General features: G+C 64.3%; 19 protein-coding genes. 11 read left to right on the forward strand and 8 right to left on the reverse strand.

Annotated elements, in window-relative coordinates:
* Positions 1 to 384: 384 nt before the first annotated feature.
* The 3 genes from ABD050_RS03430 (at position 385) to ABD050_RS03440 (ending at position 3,798) form a co-directional block, all read left to right on the forward strand.
* A complete protein-coding gene (locus tag ABD050_RS03430) occupies positions 385 to 1,689 on the forward strand; it encodes an epoxide hydrolase family protein (protein WP_343887736.1) in 1,305 nt (434 codons plus the stop codon).
* Between the two features lie 180 nt (positions 1,690 to 1,869).
* Complete coding sequence (locus tag ABD050_RS03435) at positions 1,870 to 2,973, forward strand: Acg family FMN-binding oxidoreductase (RefSeq protein WP_425542403.1); 1,104 nt, start codon at positions 1,870 to 1,872, stop codon at positions 2,971 to 2,973.
* A 117-nt stretch (positions 2,974 to 3,090) separates the two neighbouring features.
* Positions 3,091 to 3,798, forward strand: a complete 708-nt coding sequence (locus tag ABD050_RS03440) for a glutamine amidotransferase (RefSeq protein WP_343887738.1) — start codon at positions 3,091 to 3,093, stop codon at positions 3,796 to 3,798.
* Positions 3,799 to 3,873: 75 nt separating this feature from the next.
* Here ABD050_RS03440 and ABD050_RS03445 read toward each other — a convergent pair whose 3' ends face one another.
* Positions 3,874 to 4,887, reverse strand: coding sequence for a 2-hydroxyacid dehydrogenase (locus tag ABD050_RS03445; RefSeq protein ID WP_343887739.1), 1,014 nt, complete (start codon positions 4,885 to 4,887; stop codon positions 3,874 to 3,876).
* A 97-nt stretch (positions 4,888 to 4,984) separates the two neighbouring features.
* Between ABD050_RS03445 and ABD050_RS03450 the strand changes: the two genes are divergently transcribed.
* Together ABD050_RS03450 and ABD050_RS03455 are read left to right on the forward strand one after the other, a co-directional pair.
* Positions 4,985 to 5,476, forward strand: coding sequence for an SH3 domain-containing protein (locus tag ABD050_RS03450; RefSeq protein ID WP_343887740.1), 492 nt, complete (start codon positions 4,985 to 4,987; stop codon positions 5,474 to 5,476).
* Between the two features lie 5 nt (positions 5,477 to 5,481).
* Entirely contained in the window at positions 5,482 to 5,937 is a 456-nt protein-coding gene (locus ABD050_RS03455) for a GNAT family N-acetyltransferase (protein WP_343887741.1), read from the forward strand.
* A gap of 7 nt (positions 5,938 to 5,944) precedes the next feature.
* Here ABD050_RS03455 and ABD050_RS03460 read toward each other — a convergent pair whose 3' ends face one another.
* Positions 5,945 to 6,349 carry an acyl-CoA thioesterase gene (locus ABD050_RS03460; RefSeq protein WP_343887742.1) on the reverse strand — a complete coding sequence of 135 codons (405 nt, stop codon included), beginning with the start codon at positions 6,347 to 6,349 and terminating at the stop codon, positions 5,945 to 5,947.
* 113 nt (positions 6,350 to 6,462) lie between these two features.
* Here ABD050_RS03460 and ABD050_RS03465 point away from each other — a divergent pair, with 113 nt between their 5' ends.
* The 5 genes from ABD050_RS03465 (at position 6,463) to ABD050_RS03485 (ending at position 9,951) form a co-directional block, all read left to right on the forward strand.
* Positions 6,463 to 6,720, forward strand: a complete 258-nt coding sequence (locus tag ABD050_RS03465; protein WP_343887743.1) for a hypothetical protein — start codon at positions 6,463 to 6,465, stop codon at positions 6,718 to 6,720.
* Complete coding sequence (locus ABD050_RS03470; RefSeq protein ID WP_343887744.1) at positions 6,713 to 7,495, forward strand: prepilin peptidase; 783 nt, start codon at positions 6,713 to 6,715, stop codon at positions 7,493 to 7,495. The genes ABD050_RS03465 and ABD050_RS03470 overlap by 8 nt, the downstream gene beginning before the upstream one ends.
* Positions 7,465 to 7,926, forward strand: a complete 462-nt coding sequence (locus ABD050_RS03475) for a hypothetical protein (protein WP_343887745.1) — start codon at positions 7,465 to 7,467, stop codon at positions 7,924 to 7,926. The genes ABD050_RS03470 and ABD050_RS03475 overlap by 31 nt, the downstream gene beginning before the upstream one ends.
* An 86-nt stretch (positions 7,927 to 8,012) precedes the next feature.
* A complete protein-coding gene (locus ABD050_RS03480) occupies positions 8,013 to 9,431 on the forward strand; it encodes a coniferyl aldehyde dehydrogenase (RefSeq protein ID WP_425542404.1) in 1,419 nt (472 codons plus the stop codon).
* Between the two features lie 97 nt (positions 9,432 to 9,528).
* Entirely contained in the window at positions 9,529 to 9,951 is a 423-nt protein-coding gene (locus ABD050_RS03485; RefSeq protein ID WP_343887747.1) for a hypothetical protein, read from the forward strand.
* 7 nt (positions 9,952 to 9,958) lie between these two features.
* Here the strand turns inward: ABD050_RS03485 and ABD050_RS03490 are convergent, their stop codons facing one another.
* The 6 genes from ABD050_RS03490 to ABD050_RS03515 form a co-directional block, all read right to left on the reverse strand.
* The gene (locus tag ABD050_RS03490; RefSeq protein WP_343887748.1) at positions 9,959 to 10,555 is read right to left on the reverse strand and encodes a DUF1989 domain-containing protein; all 597 of its coding nucleotides are present in this window, start codon (positions 10,553 to 10,555) and stop codon (positions 9,959 to 9,961) included.
* Positions 10,552 to 11,259, reverse strand: coding sequence for a guanitoxin biosynthesis heme-dependent pre-guanitoxin N-hydroxylase GntA (gene gntA, locus ABD050_RS03495; protein ID WP_343887749.1), 708 nt, complete (start codon positions 11,257 to 11,259; stop codon positions 10,552 to 10,554). Before gntA ends, ABD050_RS03490 begins: the two co-directional genes overlap by 4 nt.
* Before the next feature lie 62 nt (positions 11,260 to 11,321).
* A complete protein-coding gene (gene hmgA, locus ABD050_RS03500; protein ID WP_343887750.1) occupies positions 11,322 to 12,605 on the reverse strand; it encodes a homogentisate 1,2-dioxygenase in 1,284 nt (427 codons plus the stop codon).
* A 175-nt stretch (positions 12,606 to 12,780) separates the two neighbouring features.
* Positions 12,781 to 13,854 carry a 4-hydroxyphenylpyruvate dioxygenase gene (gene hppD / locus ABD050_RS03505; RefSeq protein ID WP_343887751.1) on the reverse strand — a complete coding sequence of 358 codons (1,074 nt, stop codon included), beginning with the start codon at positions 13,852 to 13,854 and terminating at the stop codon, positions 12,781 to 12,783.
* A 164-nt stretch (positions 13,855 to 14,018) separates the two neighbouring features.
* Complete coding sequence (locus tag ABD050_RS03510) at positions 14,019 to 14,771, reverse strand: SDR family NAD(P)-dependent oxidoreductase (protein WP_343887752.1); 753 nt, start codon at positions 14,769 to 14,771, stop codon at positions 14,019 to 14,021.
* A 250-nt stretch (positions 14,772 to 15,021) separates the two neighbouring features.
* Complete coding sequence (locus tag ABD050_RS03515) at positions 15,022 to 15,600, reverse strand: TetR/AcrR family transcriptional regulator (protein WP_343887753.1); 579 nt, start codon at positions 15,598 to 15,600, stop codon at positions 15,022 to 15,024.
* Positions 15,601 to 15,681: 81 nt separating this feature from the next.
* Between ABD050_RS03515 and ABD050_RS03520 the strand changes: the two genes are divergently transcribed.
* Positions 15,682 to 16,134: a MarR family winged helix-turn-helix transcriptional regulator gene (locus tag ABD050_RS03520; RefSeq protein ID WP_343887754.1), complete on the forward strand. Its 453-nt coding sequence runs from the start codon at positions 15,682 to 15,684 to the stop codon at positions 16,132 to 16,134.
* Positions 16,135 to 16,147 lie beyond the last annotated feature (13 nt).

Here is a 16,147-nt window from a genome sequence, read left to right on the forward strand (position 1 = left end):
CTTGTCATGTCGGCCGATCGGTATTCTTCGACGCGCTGCGTAGGCTTCTCTATGCCTGACCCGGAATTGCGGTGAGACGATGGCGCCTCGGGAGCCGCCGCGCTGCGCCGCCCCTGGGTTACGCCCACCTCCGACACGACCCTGTCGCGACCGCATTTCAACTCGTGGCAGACAGGCGGCATCGCGTCTCAAATCCCGCGACCTGCGATCGCTGACGTCGTAAAAAGCCTGCGTCGTCGCGACTGAGTCGAAACGTACGACGGACCCATGACAGCCCGCCTTTCGGCCCCTCGCGAGACAGCAGAGCCGACCCTGTCGGTCGGCATTTCCAGTCGTCCGCGGGCTGGACGCTGAGCGCCCACGCCTCGGATGAGGAGGACGATCATGCCACAGGAAGGAAATACGTCGTCTCAAAGTGACCTCGCGCGCCCGAATCCTTCTGTCGCCCCGCGCCAGCCGGCGCCGGGGGCAGCCGCCAGCGCCGACCTTACCGAAACATTCATCCTCAGCGACGACGTCCCGATCCGCCCCTTCACATTCCACGCCTCCGACGAAGCGCTGATTGACCTCAAACGACGGATCGTCGCGACCAGATGGCCCGGCAGGGAAGTCGTCACCGACGCAACCCAGGGCGTGCAGCTCGCAACGATGCAGAAGCTCGCCAGTTACTGGGCGATGGATCACGACTGGCGCAAGGTCGAAGCGCGGCTCGACGCGCTGCCGCAGTTCGTCACTACCATCGACGGGGTCGATATCCACTTCATCCATGTCCGCTCGCAGCACGCCGATGCGCTGCCGCTGATCATCACCCATGGCTGGCCTGGGTCGATCATCGAGCAGCTCAAGGTGATCGATCCGCTGACCAATCCGACGGCGCATGGCGGCGCCGCGGCCGACGCGTTCCACGTCGTGGTCCCGTCGCTCCCCGGCTATGGCTTTTCAGCCGCTCCAACCGTGACGGGCTGGGGCCCCGAGCGCATTGCCCATGCCTGGGCGACGCTGATGAACCGCCTCGGCTATACCCGCTATGTCGCGCAGGGCGGCGACTGGGGCGCGATCATCGTCGCGAACATGGGCGTGCAGGCACCGCCCGGATTGCTCGCGATTCACTCCAACCTGGTCGGCGCGGTGCCCCCGGACGTGGATGCCGCGGCGCTTGCCGGCTCGCCGCCGCCCGCGGGCCTCTCGGGCGACGAGAAGCAGGCCTATGAGCAGCTCGCCTTCTTTTACGGACATGGCCTCGCTTATGCCCAGGAGATGGGGAACCGGCCGCAGACCCTGTATGGCATCGCGGATTCGCCGATCGGCCTGGCGGCGTGGATCCTCGATCACGACATCCGCAGCTACGAGATGATGGCGCGGGTTTTCGACGGCGGGAGCGAGGGCCTGTCGCGCGACGACATTCTCGACAACATCACGCTCTACTGGCTGACCAACACCGGGGTGTCGTCGGCGCGTCTCTACTGGGAGAACAAGGCACCCTTCCTGGCGCCGAAGCCGGTTGCCGTCCCGATCGCGGTCAGCGTGTTCCCCGATGAAATCTGCCCGGCCCCGCGAAGCTGGGTCGAGAAAGCCTATCCGAACCTGCTCTTCTATAACCGCCATCCCAAGGGCGGGCATTTCGCCGCGTGGGAGCAGCCGCAGGCGATCATCGACGATCTGCGCGCCGGCTTCCGGTCGTTGCGCTGAGCGCCTGGACACGGGCGGCGTTTAGCGACGCCGCCCGCTGCCATTGTGAAAGGGGCGCACGCCGGGTCGATCATCGACCCTGGTCCTTTTTTCGCGGTCTCCGGAGTTTGCACGGGTGGCGCGCCGGGTTCATAAAGCAGCCGGCCCAGGTGCCGACAATGATGCCACCCCGGCAAGGAAATGCCCGTGAACCGAAGACAAATGCTCATCGGCGCGGGAGCAGTCGCCGCAGTTGGCGGGGGCGGGGCCTATGCCGCGCTGTCTGGCATGGGATCGTCGGCAGACTATGCGGCCGCGATCGGTCCGCTCCGCAGGCGCTTGGCGGACACCCCATCCGCGCGAGATCTCATTCGCTATGCAACGCTCGCCCCCAATGGCCACAACACGCAGCCATGGCGGTTTCGCCTCGGCGTCAGGCGGATCGACATCCTGCCCGATTTCTCGAGGCGCACGCCGGTCGTCGATCCCGACGACCATCACCTCTTCGTCAGCTTGGGCTGCGCCGCCGAGAATCTCTCTCTGGCCTCTGCCGCACGCGGGGCGCCCGGTGTCGTCGGGTTCGATTCAGCCGATAAAGGCTCTGTCTCCTTCAATTTCGAGAGCGCGCGCGCCATGCCGTCCGCGATGTTCGATGCCATTCCCAAAAGGCAATCGACCCGCGCGGATTTTGACGGCCGCGCGGTCGGGCAGGCCGATCTCGATGCGCTTGCCAGGGCTGCCGCCGTGCCCGGCGTCGACCTAGTCCTGCTGACGGATCGAAACCGGATCGACCGGCTGCAAGACCTGGTTCTGGCGGGCAACAGCGCCCAGATGGCTGACCCCGCCTTCGTCCGCGAATTGAAATCATGGCTGCGCTACAATCCTCGCCAGGCACTGCGTACCGGCGATGGCCTTTACAGCGTGGCGAGCGGCAACCCGGCGCTGCCCGACTGGCTCGGACCACATGCGTTCGACTGGTTCTCGACCGCGCGATTGGAGAACGAGACCTATGGCCGCCAGATTCGATCCTCAGCCGGGATCGCCGTCTTCACCGGAGCCGGGGAAGGCCCGGCGCATTGGGTTGCGGTCGGGCAGGCGTGTCAGCGTTTCGCGCTTCAGGCAACCGCGCTGGGATTGAAGCACGCCTTCATGAACCAGCCCGTGGAGGTTCCGCGTCTCCGCCCGGAGCTGGCCGCCCTGATCGGCCTGGCGGGAAGGCGGCCGGATATCGTGATGCGGTTTGGCTATGGTCCGACTTTACCCTGGTCGCCGCGCCGACCGGTCGATGCCGTCCTCCTCGCATGATCCCTTGAGAAAGCAGCCTGGAGCCCCGATGCTTTCGGGGATTGCGCGCGCACAATTTTTGCGGCGGCCAAGAAAGCCTTGGGTTGCCGGTGCGTGTCTGTCCTTTAGCTAGGGATCATGAAACGCGCGCTCGTCATCCGTCATGTCGTCCACGAAGGCCTTGCCGGCTATCGCTTGCCGATCGAACAGGCCGGCTATGAAATCGAGCGCGTCGCTGCCTGCCAGACCGACTTCGCCACGCTCGATCTCGTCTCGCCCGATCTGCTTGTCGTGATGGGCGGGCCGATGGGGGTCTATGAGACTGAGGCGCATCCCTGGATTCGCGATGAAATCGCGGCGATCACCGCGCGGCTGGAGGCCGATCGCCCTACGCTCGGGGTGTGCCTCGGCAGCCAGATGCTGGCGGCGGCACTGGGTGCGAGGGTCTATGCCGGGCCGGTGCGGGAGGTTGGCTTCGCGCCGATGACGCTGAGCGAGGCGGCTCTGGACTCGCCGTTGCGGCATGTTGCCGATGTGGATGTTCTCCACTGGCATGGCGATACGTTCGATCTGCCCGCCGGCACCGAATTGCTCGCCTCCACCTCCGCCTATCCCAATCAGGCATTCCGGCGCGGCGCGCGGCTGCTCGCGCTCCAGTTTCATGCGGAGATGGGGGAAGATCCGCGCTTCCATGCCTGGATGGAGGACGAGGATTATATCCGCGGCGCGGGTGTCGACCCAGCCGCGTTGCAGGACGATCATGACCGGCTCGGCCCATCCGCCGTGCGTGCCGGCGAGCGGATGATCGGGGATTGGCTGACTCGCCTCGGGTCGATTCAACCCTGACGGCACTGTGGTAACAGACGCTATCGGGTTCTCCCGATCCGCTCTTTCCCATCGTTGGTTCTTGTTGAAGCGAGCCTAGACCCACCCCTCGAGCACCTGATCGGGCGGCCGGTGGCCGTCGGCCCACATGCGGATATTGGCGATCACCTTCTCGCCCATCGCCAGCCGGCCTTCATAGGTGGCTGATCCCATATGCGGCAGCATCACGACATTGGGCAGTGCCAGCAGCCGGGGATCGATCTCGGGCTCGTGCTTCCACACATCGAGCCCCGCGCCGCCGAGCCGCCCGGCCTCGAGCGCGTCGATCAGCGCATCCTCGTCGACAATGCCGCCGCGCGCTGCGTTGATCAGAAAGGCATCCGGCTTCATCAGCCCGATCCGCCGCGCGTCGATCATGTTCTCGCTCTCGGCATTGCGGGGTGTGTGGATGGTCAGGATGTCAGCAATCGCGAGCAATGAATCGAGCGTTTCGTGCCAGGTCGCCGCGAATTCTGCCTCGACCGAGGCGGGGAGGCGGTGACGATTATGGTAATGGATGGTGAGTCCAAAGGCGCGTGCGCGGGCGGCGACCGCCCGGCCGATCCGGCCCATGCCGATGATGCCGAGCGCCTTGCCGCCGATGCGGTGGCCCAGCATCCCGCCCGGTGACCAACCCTTCCATTGCCCCGATCGGACCAGCTTCTCGCCCTCGGCAAGGCGGCGCGGCACCGAGAGAATCAGTGCCATCGTCATGTCGGCAGTATCCTCGGTCAGCACGCCGGGGGTGTTGGTGACGATGATGCCGCGCGCCCGCGCCGCCTTCAGGTCGATATGGTTCACGCCGGCGCCGTAGTTGGCGATCAGCCTCAGCCGCTCGCCGGCGCCGCTGATGAGGCTCGCGTTGATGTCGTCGGTCACGGTCGGCACGAACACGTCGCAGTCGGACATCGCCGCAGCGAGCTGCGCCTGGCTCATCGGCGTGTCGCCGCGATTGTTCGTCGTGTCGAACAACTGCTCCATCCGGACCATCACTGCCTCGGCCAGCTCGCGGGTGACGATCACCCGTGGATTGGGAACCTTCGGATTCGGGGCGCGTCTCATTTCGGGCATGAATCAGGCTTGGCGAAGCAGTTTGGCCTCGTCAACTCGGGTTGAAGCGTGGCGCGCGAACGCGGTAAGGATTCCGCGATCAGGGGATTGGGCAAGTATGCGTTTCGGGGCGAGAATCCTGCTTGCGGTGACGATGATGGCGCTGGCGGCTCCATCGCTTGCCGGGCTCGTGCAGAAAAAGACGCCGTATTTCGGGTCGATCTCGGCGGGCAAGGCGCGGATGCGCACGGGACCGGCCAAGACCTATCCGGCTAGCTGGCTCTATCAGCGCGCCGATCTGCCGGTGAAGATACTCGAATTCTATGACCGCGGCGCCTGGGTGAAGATCGAAGACCCGAGCGGCACGCAGGGCTGGATGATGGGTACCTTGATCTCCGACACGCGCACCGGGCTGGTGATGGGCACGGTCGCCGAGCTGCGCGATTCGCCCCGCTATGGCGGCAAGATACTGTGGCGCGCCGCGCCCGGCGTCGTCGGGCGCCTGAGCAAATGCGCGCGCGGCTGGTGTTATTTCGACGTGCGCGGTCGCGGCGGCTATGTCGAGGCGAACCATCTCTGGGGCGTGACTGCTGACGAGACGCTGAATTGAGCGCGATGCGGATCGTTCGTGACGACCTGACTCACCCGGATGTGGTGGCCCTGATCGAGCTCCATCTGCGATCGGCCTTCGAGAATTCGCCACCCGGCAGCGTCTTCGCGCTCGACCTGAGCGGCTTGCGCGACCCGGCCGTGACCCTGTGGTCGGCCTGGGATGGCGAGGCGTTGCTCGGCATGGGCGGGCTGAAGCAGCTCGATGCAGGCCATGGCGAAGTGAAATCGATGCGGACGGCCCCAGCGCACCTCCGTCGCGGCGTGGCGGCGACGATGCTCGATCACCTGATCGCTGAAGGGCGACGCCGCGGTTATTCGCGGCTGAGCCTGGAAACAGGGAGCAACGCGCCCTTCGCGCCGGCCCGCGCGATGTACGAGCGGGCAGGCTTTACGTCATGCGGGCCGTTTGCGGACTATCGCGATGAGGCGTTCAGCCGCTACTATACGCTGACATTGTAGGCGCGGCCTAAGCCTTGAAGAAGCGTTCAACCACATTCTGCGCGATCCGCGCCGGCCGCAGCGTTTCGGCGTCGAGATAGCACCAGCTCGATTTCACCTCGGCCAGCACCTCCTCGCCGCGCTTGATGACCGTCTCGTAAAAGGCGCGGGCGCCCTGCACCTTTTCGAGCAGGACGGTGGCGATCACCTCGTCATTGAGAAAGGTCGGGCGGCGATAGGTGATCTCGTGTTTCAACGCGACCCAGAGATGCGAGGCGACCGCATCGGCGGGAGCGAAGCGCTGCCAGTGATTGATCACCGCTTCCTGCACCCATTTCAGATAGCTGGCATTGTTTACGTGCCCCATGAAATCGATGTCGGCGGCATCGATCGCGATGGAAACGCTGTGCGAGGCAAATTCAGGCTTGGGCATGATTCATGATAGCCCAGATTGCAGGGTTTAGCGAGGGTGCACTGCAATATTTACTGCCTTGCTGGCGCAGAAGCCGGGATGACGCGGGGAGTACCGCAGCGTATCGCTTGGCGATGCACGACATCCTCATCAATGCGTTCAAATGGTTCGCGTCAGGCAGCGGGATGATAGCGGCGGCGATGGTATCGCTCGACGCCGGCCGCAGGATCACGGGCTGGGGTTTCGTCCTCTTCGTCGCCTCGAGCATCGCCTGGATCACAGGATCGGCGCTGACGCATGACTGGGCGCTCGGCACTCAGAATGTCGTGCTGTTCGCGATCAACCTGTTCGGCGTCTATCGCTATCTGATCCGCAAGAAGCTTAATGGCTGAGGCCTGGGCGTCGCCAGTTGGGCCTGAAGCCTGGCTGTGGCCGGTCGGGCTGGGCGTACTGGGCGCCGTGCTCGGCAGCTTCATCGCGACGCTGGTGATCCGCTGGCCGCAGGAGCGCTCGGTCCTGAAGGGCAGGTCGCACTGCGATGGGTGCGATATCGTGCTCGATCCGCGCGACCTGATCCCGCTCGTCAGTGCGGCGATGTCACGCGGGCGATGCCGCCACTGCGCCGCGCCGATCGATCCGCGCCACTGGCAGATCGAGCTGGCCGCGCTCGGCATCGGCGCGGTCGCCGGCCTGGTCGTGCCCGGGCCGGCGGGATTGGCGGGGGCGGTATTCGGCTGGCTCCTGCTCGCCCTCGCGGCGCTCGACATCGCTGAATTCTGGCTGCCCGACCGATTGACGCTCGCCCTCGGGCTGACCGGCCTGGGTGCCGGGCTGGCGGGTGTCGAGCCATCGCTCGCTGATCGGTCGATCGGCGGGGTAGTCGGTTTCGCAGCGCTCTGGCTGGTCGGTTTCGCCTATCGTCACCTGCGCGGTCGCGAGGGCCTGGGTGGCGGCGACCCCAAATTGTTCGGCGCGATCGGCCTCTGGCTCGGCTGGCGGATGCTGCCGCCCGTGTTGCTGCTCGCGGCGCTTACCGGGCTCGCCTTCGCCCTTGTCGGCATGGTTCGCGGCAAGGCGGCCAGGCTCGATGATCGTGTGCCGTTCGGGGCGCTGCTCGCGATCGCCGCTTACCCGGCATGGCTGTTCCTGTTAGGATCGCCGGGATGAAGGCGCTCGCGATCCTGTCGATGCTGGTCACGACCGCGCAGGCGGCGCCGCCTCCGCTCGACGGACTGCCGCTCGGCGCGCTGCCGAAACAGGCGTTGCCGGCCAAGGGCTGCGCCGCCTTTCTGTGGAGCGCCACCGGCACGCGCACCCTGGTCGCGATGGTGACCGCCGATCCCGCAATGCTGCGTTTGTCGCTCGGCGGCACGATTACGGATCTGCCGCGTACCGCGCAGCATGGCGATGCCGGCTTCGGCTTTTCGAACAGCACCGATTTCGGATCGGGCGACGTCACCGCGACGATCGACATGACGGTGGCCGCGCGCGGCGATATCAAGGATGGCGCCTCGGTGCCGGGGGGTACATTGCGGCTGGATCGCAAGGGACAGGACGGTGTCGTGCTGCCCGTGGTGGGATTGATCGGCTGCACCTGAAGGAAGCCGAGTATAATGTGGTCGCATCGTATTTTGTCGAAAACCGGTTTCCCCTTTTCGACACGATGCTTGGGGAGAGAATGACGATGGCGACGATGCGGGATATCCTGGCCGAACAGCGCGGCGCCTTCATGGCTGAGCTTCCTGTCTCCATCGCCGTTCGCAAGGATCGGCTGAAGCGCGCCGCCGCGATGATCTCGGACAATGCCGCCCGTTTCTGCGATGCGCTGAGCGAGGATTTCGGCCATCGCAGCCGGGAGCAATCGATGCTCACCGATATCGCCAGCTCGATCGCGCCGATCAACCACGCGATCAAGTCAGTGGAGAAATGGGCGAGGGCGGAGAAGCGCCCGGTCCAGTTCCCGCTCGGCCTCCTCGGCGCCAGGGCGTGGATCGAATATCAGCCCAAGGGCGTGGTCGGCGTGATCGCGCCGTGGAATTTCCCGGTCAACCTCGTGATGGCGCCGCTCGCCGGGGTGCTCGCGGCAGGCAACCGGGCGATGGTCAAGACGTCCGAATATACCCCGCGCGTCGCTGATTTGTTCGAGGAGATCGTCGGCAAATATTTCGCGCTCGACGAGCTGGCCTTCGTCTCGGGCGGGCCCGATGTCGGCAAGGCCTTTGCCGAGCTGCCCTTCGACCACCTGATCTTCACCGGTGCGACCGCGGTCGGCAAGCACATCCTCCACGCGGCGGCGGACAACCTCACGCCGGTCACGCTCGAGCTTGGCGGCAAGTCGCCGGTGATCATCGGCAAGGGCGCCAATGTCGCGCAGGCCACCGAGCGGGTCGCGATCGGCAAGATGATGAACGCCGGGCAGATCTGCCTCGCGCCCGATTACGTGCTGGTCACCGCCGATCAGGAGGCGGGGGTGGTGAGCGGCCTCAAGGCGGCGGCGACCGCGATGTATCCGAGCGTGCTCGCCAATCCCGACTACACCGCGATCATCAACGATCGCCATTTCGCGCGATTGAACGGCCTGCTCGACGATGCCCGCGCGAAGGGGGCCAGGATCGAGGTGGTGAACCCGGCCAATGAGGATTTCGGCGCGTCCAATGCGCGCAAGATGCCGCTCCACATCGTCACTGACGTGACTGACGACATGGCGGTGATGCAGGAGGAAATCTTCGGCCCGATCCTCCCGGTGCGCCGCTATACGAGCATCGGCGATGCGATCGATCAGGTGAACGACCGCGACCGTCCTCTCGGTCTCTATTATTTCGGCACCGACGATGCAGAACGCCGCCAGGTGCTCGACCGCACCATCGCCGGCGGCGTCACGCTCGACGATGTGATCTTCCATATCAGCATGGAGGATCTGCCGTTCGGCGGGATCGGGCCCTCGGGCATGGGCGCCTATCACGGGCTGGACGGTTTCAGGACGTTCAGCCATGCCAAGAGCGTATACAAGCAGGCGAAGCTCGACGTGGCCAAGCTCGCCGGGCTGAAGCCGCCTTATGGCAAGGCGACGATGGCCTCGGTCAAACGCCAGATGAAAGGGTAAGCCGTACGGCTTGAGAATTGCCGATTGATGGTCGCGATTGCGCCGTACTCCCGCAAAGGGAGGCGGCGCCTTGATACGAACCACAAAGGGGATAATCATGCCGCAAACCAGCCAATGCCTTTCCTTCTCGTGCCGTGAAATCGTCGACGGCAGTGTCGAGAAATGCCCGAAATGCGGCACGAAGATGCGCACGCCGAAAATGGTGCGCAGGCTCGGCTGGTTCCTGCTGCTGGTCGGGCTGTTCCTTGTGGCGCTGATGGGCACCATCACCTGGAATATGGCGCCGTCGCTGCTCCGCCCTTACGCGCCTGGCAGCAATTTCACCGGCACCGCCGAGCAGGCGCACATGATTCTGCGATTGTTCGCGATCGTGATCATTTTCGGGGTCGGAACGATGATCAACGGCATTTGGCAGATCGCGACCGGCCAGCGGAATCGATGGATCACGATTGCGACGCTTGGGCTGGCGGTCGTGTTGTTCGTCGTCGCCTGGACCACGAATCGCGGGCTCGGCGGATAGTCCGGGATTACTTCCCGGAGTCGATCCGGTAGTGGATCGGCTTGAAGCTGCCGCCATTGGAATCGGGCGCGGAACAGGCGGTGAGGCCGATGATCAGGTCGATCGCGGCGCGGAAGGAGATATGGTCGCCGGCCTTGCTGATCGGAGGCAGGACCTTGAGCCTCCCGGTCTCGCCATCGACCGGCACATTCATGAAGCAGTTGAACGCGATCGGGATCTGATCGGGGATGACGCCATAGGGCGCAAGCGCCTCAGCCAGATTACCGAAGCAGCCGCGGTGCGGTTCGAGGCGCGGATAGAAGTGATGGAAGGTATCATAGGAACAGGGCGTCAACAGAAAATCGTGGCGGCCGACCGTATCCTCGACGATCTCCAACATCACGGTCGAGCGGTTTGAATAGAGCTTGTCGCCGGTCGTCAGATAGATCCGCCCGGCATAGTCAAGCGTTCGGCCCGACGAGATCACCTCGCCGACATCGCCGGCGTTGAAGGCGAGCAGATCGGCGACCTGCTCCCCACGCGGATCGATCACCGTCAGCATCTCCCCCTTGCGGAGCCGAAAGGCGGTGCCGCTGCGTTCGGGTATCTCGATTGTGCGGCTCACTCGGGCGCACCGGCATAGTGAAACGGGCACTTCCAGCCATCGCCGACAACGCGGCCGCTATATTGCCGGGCTTCGCTCGCCTCGCCATGGCGCGCCAGCATCGGATTGCGCGACCCAGCCAGCGCCTCGTCGCGCACCAGGATCTTCTCGCGCATGCCTTCATATTTGCCCTCGGCGCGCAGAATCTCGAACTGATCGTGCAGGTTGAACACCATCGCCGGCCGCGAGAAACGTCGCGCCGGACGGCTCGCATCGGGATGCAGCCCGACAATGAAGAACGCCTCGCCGCCGAAGCTCAGCGAGAAATGCGGGCTGTCCGGATCATGGCTCACCGACGCGTCATAGTCCTGCCCGCGCCATACATCCTTGTCGGACAGCGATTGGGCGCGCTTCCACAGCGCAGCCTCGAACCGCGCCTCATCAAGGTCTTCGGGGCCCTCGAACACCACCGCGAAGCTGCGGAAGAGGCTCGGCTCCTTGCGATAGGCGGCAGCGAAGGTCAGCAGCCCATCATGGATGCGCAGATCGTCCCAGGCGCTGTCGATCCGGTCGCAGGCGAGCACTTCGAGCGTGCCGCGCGCCAGCGCCGCCTTCGCGCCGACGCAAGGGAAGTCGGCATCGGACACATGGTCGTGGAGCATGCCCTCGAGCTCGGTCTGCGCGCGGTGTTGCCAGGAATGAAGCGGGGTCAGGTGTGCGGTCATATCGCAAACAAGACGCTTCCTTCCGCTTTACGTTCCCGGAAATATGGATGATCGAAAGCAAGTCAGTCCGGCAATCGGGCCTTTGGGAAGCCCGACCACACCTGATCATAGTCTTCATCGAGCGCGCTGGTTGCGAGTGCCTGGTCGGTGGGCGTGAATACCCAGCGGCTTTCGATCATGAAGGCCATGGTGCCCTCGATCTTGTGCGGCTTGAGCTCAGCCTCGCTCGCGCCCTTCCAGCTCGCGACATCGGGGCCGTGCCCGCTCATCTGGTTGTGAAGCGACAATGCACCGGGGACGAAACCATCTGCCTTGGCGTCATAGGCACCCGAAATCAGGCCCATGCATTCGCTCATCGTGTTGCGGTGGAACCAGGGCGGACGGAACGTGTCTTCCGCCACCATCCAGCGCGGCGGGAAGATCACGAAATCGACATTGGCCGTACCGGGCACGTCGCTCGGCGAGGTGAGGACAGTGAAGATGGAGGGATCGGGATGGTCGAAGCTGACCGTACCGATCGTGTTGAAGCGCGCGAGATCATATTTCCACGGCGCGTAATTGCCGTGCCAGGCGACGACATCCATCGGGGAGCGGCCGAGATTGGTGGTCCAGAGCTTGCCGAGGAATTTCTGGACCAGCTCGAAATCGCCCTCGCGGTCCTCGAACCAGGCGACCGGCGTTTCGAAATCGCGCGGGTTGGCAAGGCCATTCGAGCCGATCGGGCCGAGGTCGGGCAGGCGGAACGGGACGCCGTGATTCTCGGCGACATAGCCGCGTGCCTTGCCCTCCGGCAGAATAACACGGAACCGGACGCCGCGGGGGATCAGCGCGATCTCGCCGGGCTTCACGTCGATCCGGCCGAGCTCGGTATAGAGGGTGAGCGCGCCCATTTCGGGCAGGATCAGCAGCTCGCCATCGGCCGATACGAAGGCGCGATCGACCATGTCCTTCTCGGCGCGATAGATGTGCATCGCGACGCCGGCCTGGCTCTTCGGGCCGTCTCCGGCGACGACCATCGTCGTCAGGCTGTCGAGCCAGTCGGCATCCTCGATCTCGAGCGGACCCCAGCGCAGGCGATTGGGGGCAAGGGGTTCCTTGCTCAGGCCTGGAGCGAACTGCTTCGCGCCCTGGTAGCGGGTAAAGGCGGGATGCGCGGCTGAAGGGCGCAGGCGATAGAGCCAGGAGCGGCGATTCTCGTGGCGGGGGGCCGTGAAGGCAGTGCCGCTGAGTTGCTCGGCGTACAAACCGAAAGCGGGCCTTTGCGGTGAGTTGCGGCCGATCGGGAGAGCACCGGGGATTGCCTCGGTGGAGAAGTGGTTGCCGAAGCCGGTTTGGTAGTCAGGCATTCCCGCATCCTTTTTCCCCTCTCCCCTTGTGGGAGAGGGAGGGGCCCGCTGCCGCAGGCAGTGGGAGGGTGAGGGGGACACTCGATTGTCTCGAGCCTCATCCCCCTCATCCAACTCCGACTAGGCAGCAAGCTGCCAAGTCTCCGTATCCTTCTCCCACAAGGGGAGCAGGAAGTCAGGCCTCGACCTTCCCGGGCACCACGCCCCGCCTGATCTGGTCAAGCTCGATCGACTCGAACAGCGCCTTGAAATTGCCCTCGCCAAAGCCGTCATTGCCCTTGCGCTGGATGATTTCGAAGAAGATCGGCCCGACCATATTCTCGGTGAAGATCTGCAGCAGCAGCCCGCCGCCGGTTTCGGGTGCGCCGTCGATCAGGATGTCGCGCTTGCGCATTTCCTCGACGTCGTGGTTGTGCCCGGGCAGCCGTTTGTCGATCAGGTCGAAATAGGTCTGCGGCGTGGTCTGGAAGCGGATGCCGTTGGCGCGGAGCTTGTCCACTGTGGCGAAGATGTCATCAGTCGCAAGCGCGAGATGCTGGATGCCTTCGCCCCTATAGTCCTTGATGAATTCCTCGATCTGCGAATGCTCGTCCTGGCTCTCGTTGAGCGGAATGCGGATCTTGTCGTCGGGTGCCGTCATCGCCTTGGAGAACAGGCCGGTCGCCTGACCCTCAATGTCGAAATAGCGTATCTGGCGGAAGTTGAAGATGCGCTCGTAATAATTCGCCCAATAATCCATCCGCCCGCGCTGGAGATTATGGGTGAGATGGTCGAGCGTATGCAGCCCGACCGAATGATCGTCTGCGCCGGCGCCGTCGACCGGCTCGAAATCGATGTCGTAGATCGTCGCCGCACCGCGACGATCGACCAGATAGAGGTTCGCGCCGCCAATGCCCTCGATCGCCGGAATGTTGAGCTCGGCCGGGCCGACCTTGCCCTCGACCGCCACCGCACCGCGCTCCACGGCCAGCTTCAGTGCCTTTGCGGCATCAGCGACACGGAACGCCATCGCGTTGGCCGAGGGGCCGTGTTCTTTTCTGAAATCGGCGACCTGGCCGGACGCGTCCATGTTGAGCAGGAAATTGATATCGCCTTGCGCATAACGGCGGACATTCTTCGAGCGGTGGGTGCCGACATGAGTGAAGCCCATCTTCACGAACAGGTCGGCCAGCGCATCAGGATCGGGGCCGGTGAATTCGACGAACTCGAAGCCGTCCAGGCCCATGGGGTTATCGTGCGGGTCGGTCATGTCGGGATGCTCCGTGCGGGCAAGTGGTAACAGATGAAACTATATAACAGTTTCGCGCTGCCGTCCACTTCCCGCCTGCCATGCCATCGCGCCGTTCCAAATTTCCCGATCGGCAGGCCCCCTTCAGCAAAAAAGGGCGGCCTCGAAGGACCGCCCGGTTGGAATCAAAGGGCAGCGCGCTTGCCGCCATCGGCGTTGACGATGTGGCCGGTGATGAACGAGGCCTTCTCCGATGCCAGGAACAGGATCGTCTGGGCAATCTCGTCGGGCGCGCCGGCGCGCTGGAGCGGGATGGTCGCGACGAGCTGCGCCTTGCCCTCGGCCGATCCGCCAGTGAAGCGGTCGAGCATACCGGTATCGATCGGCCCGGGGGCAACGGCATTGACCCGGACACCATAGGGGGCGCCTTCAAGCGCAGCAGCCTTGGTCAGGCCCTCCACAGCGTGCTTGCTCGCTGTGTAGACCGAGGTGTTGGCGAACGCCGCCTGACCCAGCACTGACGAAACATTGACGATCGCGCCGCCACCCTGCGCCTGCATCACGCGCAGTTCATGCTTCATGCTCAGCAGCGTGCCGAGGACGTTGGAATCGAAGGTCGCAGCATAGCTCTCGACGGTCTGCTCGGTGACTGGCCCCGGCGTGCCTTCAGTGCCGGCATTGTTGACCGCGATATCGAGCCGGCCGAATGTCGCGACGGTCTGGTCGACAAGCGCGCGGAGATCCTCCTCACGGCGTACGTCGGCACGGATGAAGGCAGCCTCGCCACCCAGCTCCTTCAACTCGGTGACCAGTTTTGCGCCGGCATCGTCGTGACGACCGGAAACGATGAGCTTCGCGCCTTCGCGGGCAAAGGCCCGGGCAGTGGCGCTGCCGATGCCGGTAAGGGCGCCGGTAATGAGGACGACGGGTGCTGACATTGTGATGATCCCTGATAACTGGAGCAGCGCCGAATGCGCCGCGACACATCAAATATGTACGTACGTATTTATGCGCAAGAGTGCAAATACGGTCGTCCATATTAATTTTACAAGCTACTGTTTAACTTGTGTTATTTTCCACCATCGGCACGACGGCGCGGATCGGCCCCGTGCTCATCATCCCGCCCGATCCGGGAGATGGTTACCGCTTTCGCGGAAATGGCCAGCAGACGCCAAGGCGGGGAGGCCTTTAGCGGAGCAGTTTGTCGAGGGTGATTCGCTTGACGCGTTTCATCGGCTCGGCGCTTCGCTCGACCTTGGCGAGGAGGTTTGCGCCCTGCAGCGCGGTTACCAGGAAGGCAGCGATATCGTCGCAATCGAGATCCCCGCGCACGTCGCCTGCCACCACGGCGGCTTTCAGGCAGGAGGAGATCGCGTCGCGCACCTCACCGAAGATTTCCGCAAGGCGCGGGCGGATCGTACCGCTATCGCTCGCCTCGGCGGCGAAATTGCCGATCATGCAGCCATTGCAGGCGCCTTCGCCCGACACGCGTTCGACATTGGCGTCGAGGAACGCGCCGAGCCGTTCAAGGGGCGGGCGCGTGTCGTTGCGCAGCGTCTCGGCGAACAGCGCGAGGCTTTGCTGGAAATAAAGATCGAGAATTTCGAGCCCGAAGGCTTCCTTCGAGACGAAATGATTGGTGAACGATCCCTGCGGCACACCCGCCGCCTGAACGATATCGCGCACGCTGGCGCCGCCGAAGCCACGCTCGTGCACGACCTGCAACCCTGCGGTCAGGATCTTTTCGCGGTTCGAGACCTTTGCCATGACAAACAATATGGCCGTCCATATTATTCTGTCAAGCCAGGAAGGGGTGACGAAGCTGCCCGCGCGGGGTAGCAACAGCCGATGTCAGCGCTCAAGCTCGATCAGTTTCTGCCCTATCGCCTGTCGATCGCTTCCAATCGCGTGTCCTCGGCGATCGCCAGTGCCTATCAGGCATTGTTCGCACTCAAGATTCCCGAATGGCGGCTGATCGCGGTGATCGCCGAAACCCAGGGGCTGACCCAGCAGGCGCTCGGGGTAGCGACGCGGATGGACAAGGTGACGGTCAGCCGCGCCGCGATCGCCCTGGTCGATCGCGGGCTTGTCCAGCGCCGGCCCAACCCGGACGACCGGCGATCGCATCTCCTGTCGCTCACGGCGGCCGGGCAGACTCTCTACGAAAGCGTTGCCCCCAAGGCACTCGAGCTCGAGGCACAGGTATTTGCCGGTTTCACGGCCGACGAGATCGCGACATTCCGGGCAATGCTCGAGCGGCTGGAAGCGTCTGCCGCGCCACTCGACCCTGAACAGGCTTGATGCGCCCCCATCC

Origin of the sequence: Sphingomonas oligophenolica, assembly GCF_039522915.1 — a bacterium.
Classification (GTDB): Bacteria; Pseudomonadota; Alphaproteobacteria; order Sphingomonadales; family Sphingomonadaceae; genus Sphingomonas; species Sphingomonas oligophenolica.

Bases quoted from the DNA above. Each gene is read 5' to 3' on its own strand.
- ABD050_RS03430 (WP_343887736.1), top strand. From the start codon at position 385: ATGCCACAGGAAGGAAATACGTCGTCTCAAAGTGACCTCGCGCGCCCG.
- ABD050_RS03435 (WP_425542403.1), top strand. From the start codon at position 1,870: ATGCCCGTGAACCGAAGACAAATGCTCATCGGCGCGGGAGCAGTCGCC.
- ABD050_RS03440 (WP_343887738.1), top strand. From the start codon at position 3,091: ATGAAACGCGCGCTCGTCATCCGTCATGTCGTCCACGAAGGCCTTGCC.
- ABD050_RS03445 (WP_343887739.1), bottom strand. From the start codon at position 4,887: ATGCCCGAAATGAGACGCGCCCCGAATCCGAAGGTTCCCAATCCACGG.
- ABD050_RS03450 (WP_343887740.1), top strand. From the start codon at position 4,985: ATGCGTTTCGGGGCGAGAATCCTGCTTGCGGTGACGATGATGGCGCTG.
- ABD050_RS03455 (WP_343887741.1), top strand. From the start codon at position 5,482: ATGCGGATCGTTCGTGACGACCTGACTCACCCGGATGTGGTGGCCCTG.
- ABD050_RS03460 (WP_343887742.1), bottom strand. From the start codon at position 6,349: ATGCCCAAGCCTGAATTTGCCTCGCACAGCGTTTCCATCGCGATCGAT.
- ABD050_RS03465 (WP_343887743.1), top strand. From the start codon at position 6,463: ATGCACGACATCCTCATCAATGCGTTCAAATGGTTCGCGTCAGGCAGC.
- ABD050_RS03470 (WP_343887744.1), top strand. From the start codon at position 6,713: ATGGCTGAGGCCTGGGCGTCGCCAGTTGGGCCTGAAGCCTGGCTGTGG.
- ABD050_RS03475 (WP_343887745.1), top strand. From the start codon at position 7,465: ATGGCTGTTCCTGTTAGGATCGCCGGGATGAAGGCGCTCGCGATCCTG.
- ABD050_RS03480 (WP_425542404.1), top strand. From the start codon at position 8,013: ATGGCGACGATGCGGGATATCCTGGCCGAACAGCGCGGCGCCTTCATG.
- ABD050_RS03485 (WP_343887747.1), top strand. From the start codon at position 9,529: ATGCCGCAAACCAGCCAATGCCTTTCCTTCTCGTGCCGTGAAATCGTC.
- gntA (WP_343887749.1), bottom strand. From the start codon at position 11,259: ATGACCGCACACCTGACCCCGCTTCATTCCTGGCAACACCGCGCGCAG.
- hmgA (WP_343887750.1), bottom strand. From the start codon at position 12,605: ATGCCTGACTACCAAACCGGCTTCGGCAACCACTTCTCCACCGAGGCA.
- hppD (WP_343887751.1), bottom strand. From the start codon at position 13,854: ATGACCGACCCGCACGATAACCCCATGGGCCTGGACGGCTTCGAGTTC.
- ABD050_RS03510 (WP_343887752.1), bottom strand. From the start codon at position 14,771: ATGTCAGCACCCGTCGTCCTCATTACCGGCGCCCTTACCGGCATCGGC.
- ABD050_RS03515 (WP_343887753.1), bottom strand. From the start codon at position 15,600: ATGGCAAAGGTCTCGAACCGCGAAAAGATCCTGACCGCAGGGTTGCAG.
- ABD050_RS03520 (WP_343887754.1), top strand. From the start codon at position 15,682: ATGTCAGCGCTCAAGCTCGATCAGTTTCTGCCCTATCGCCTGTCGATC.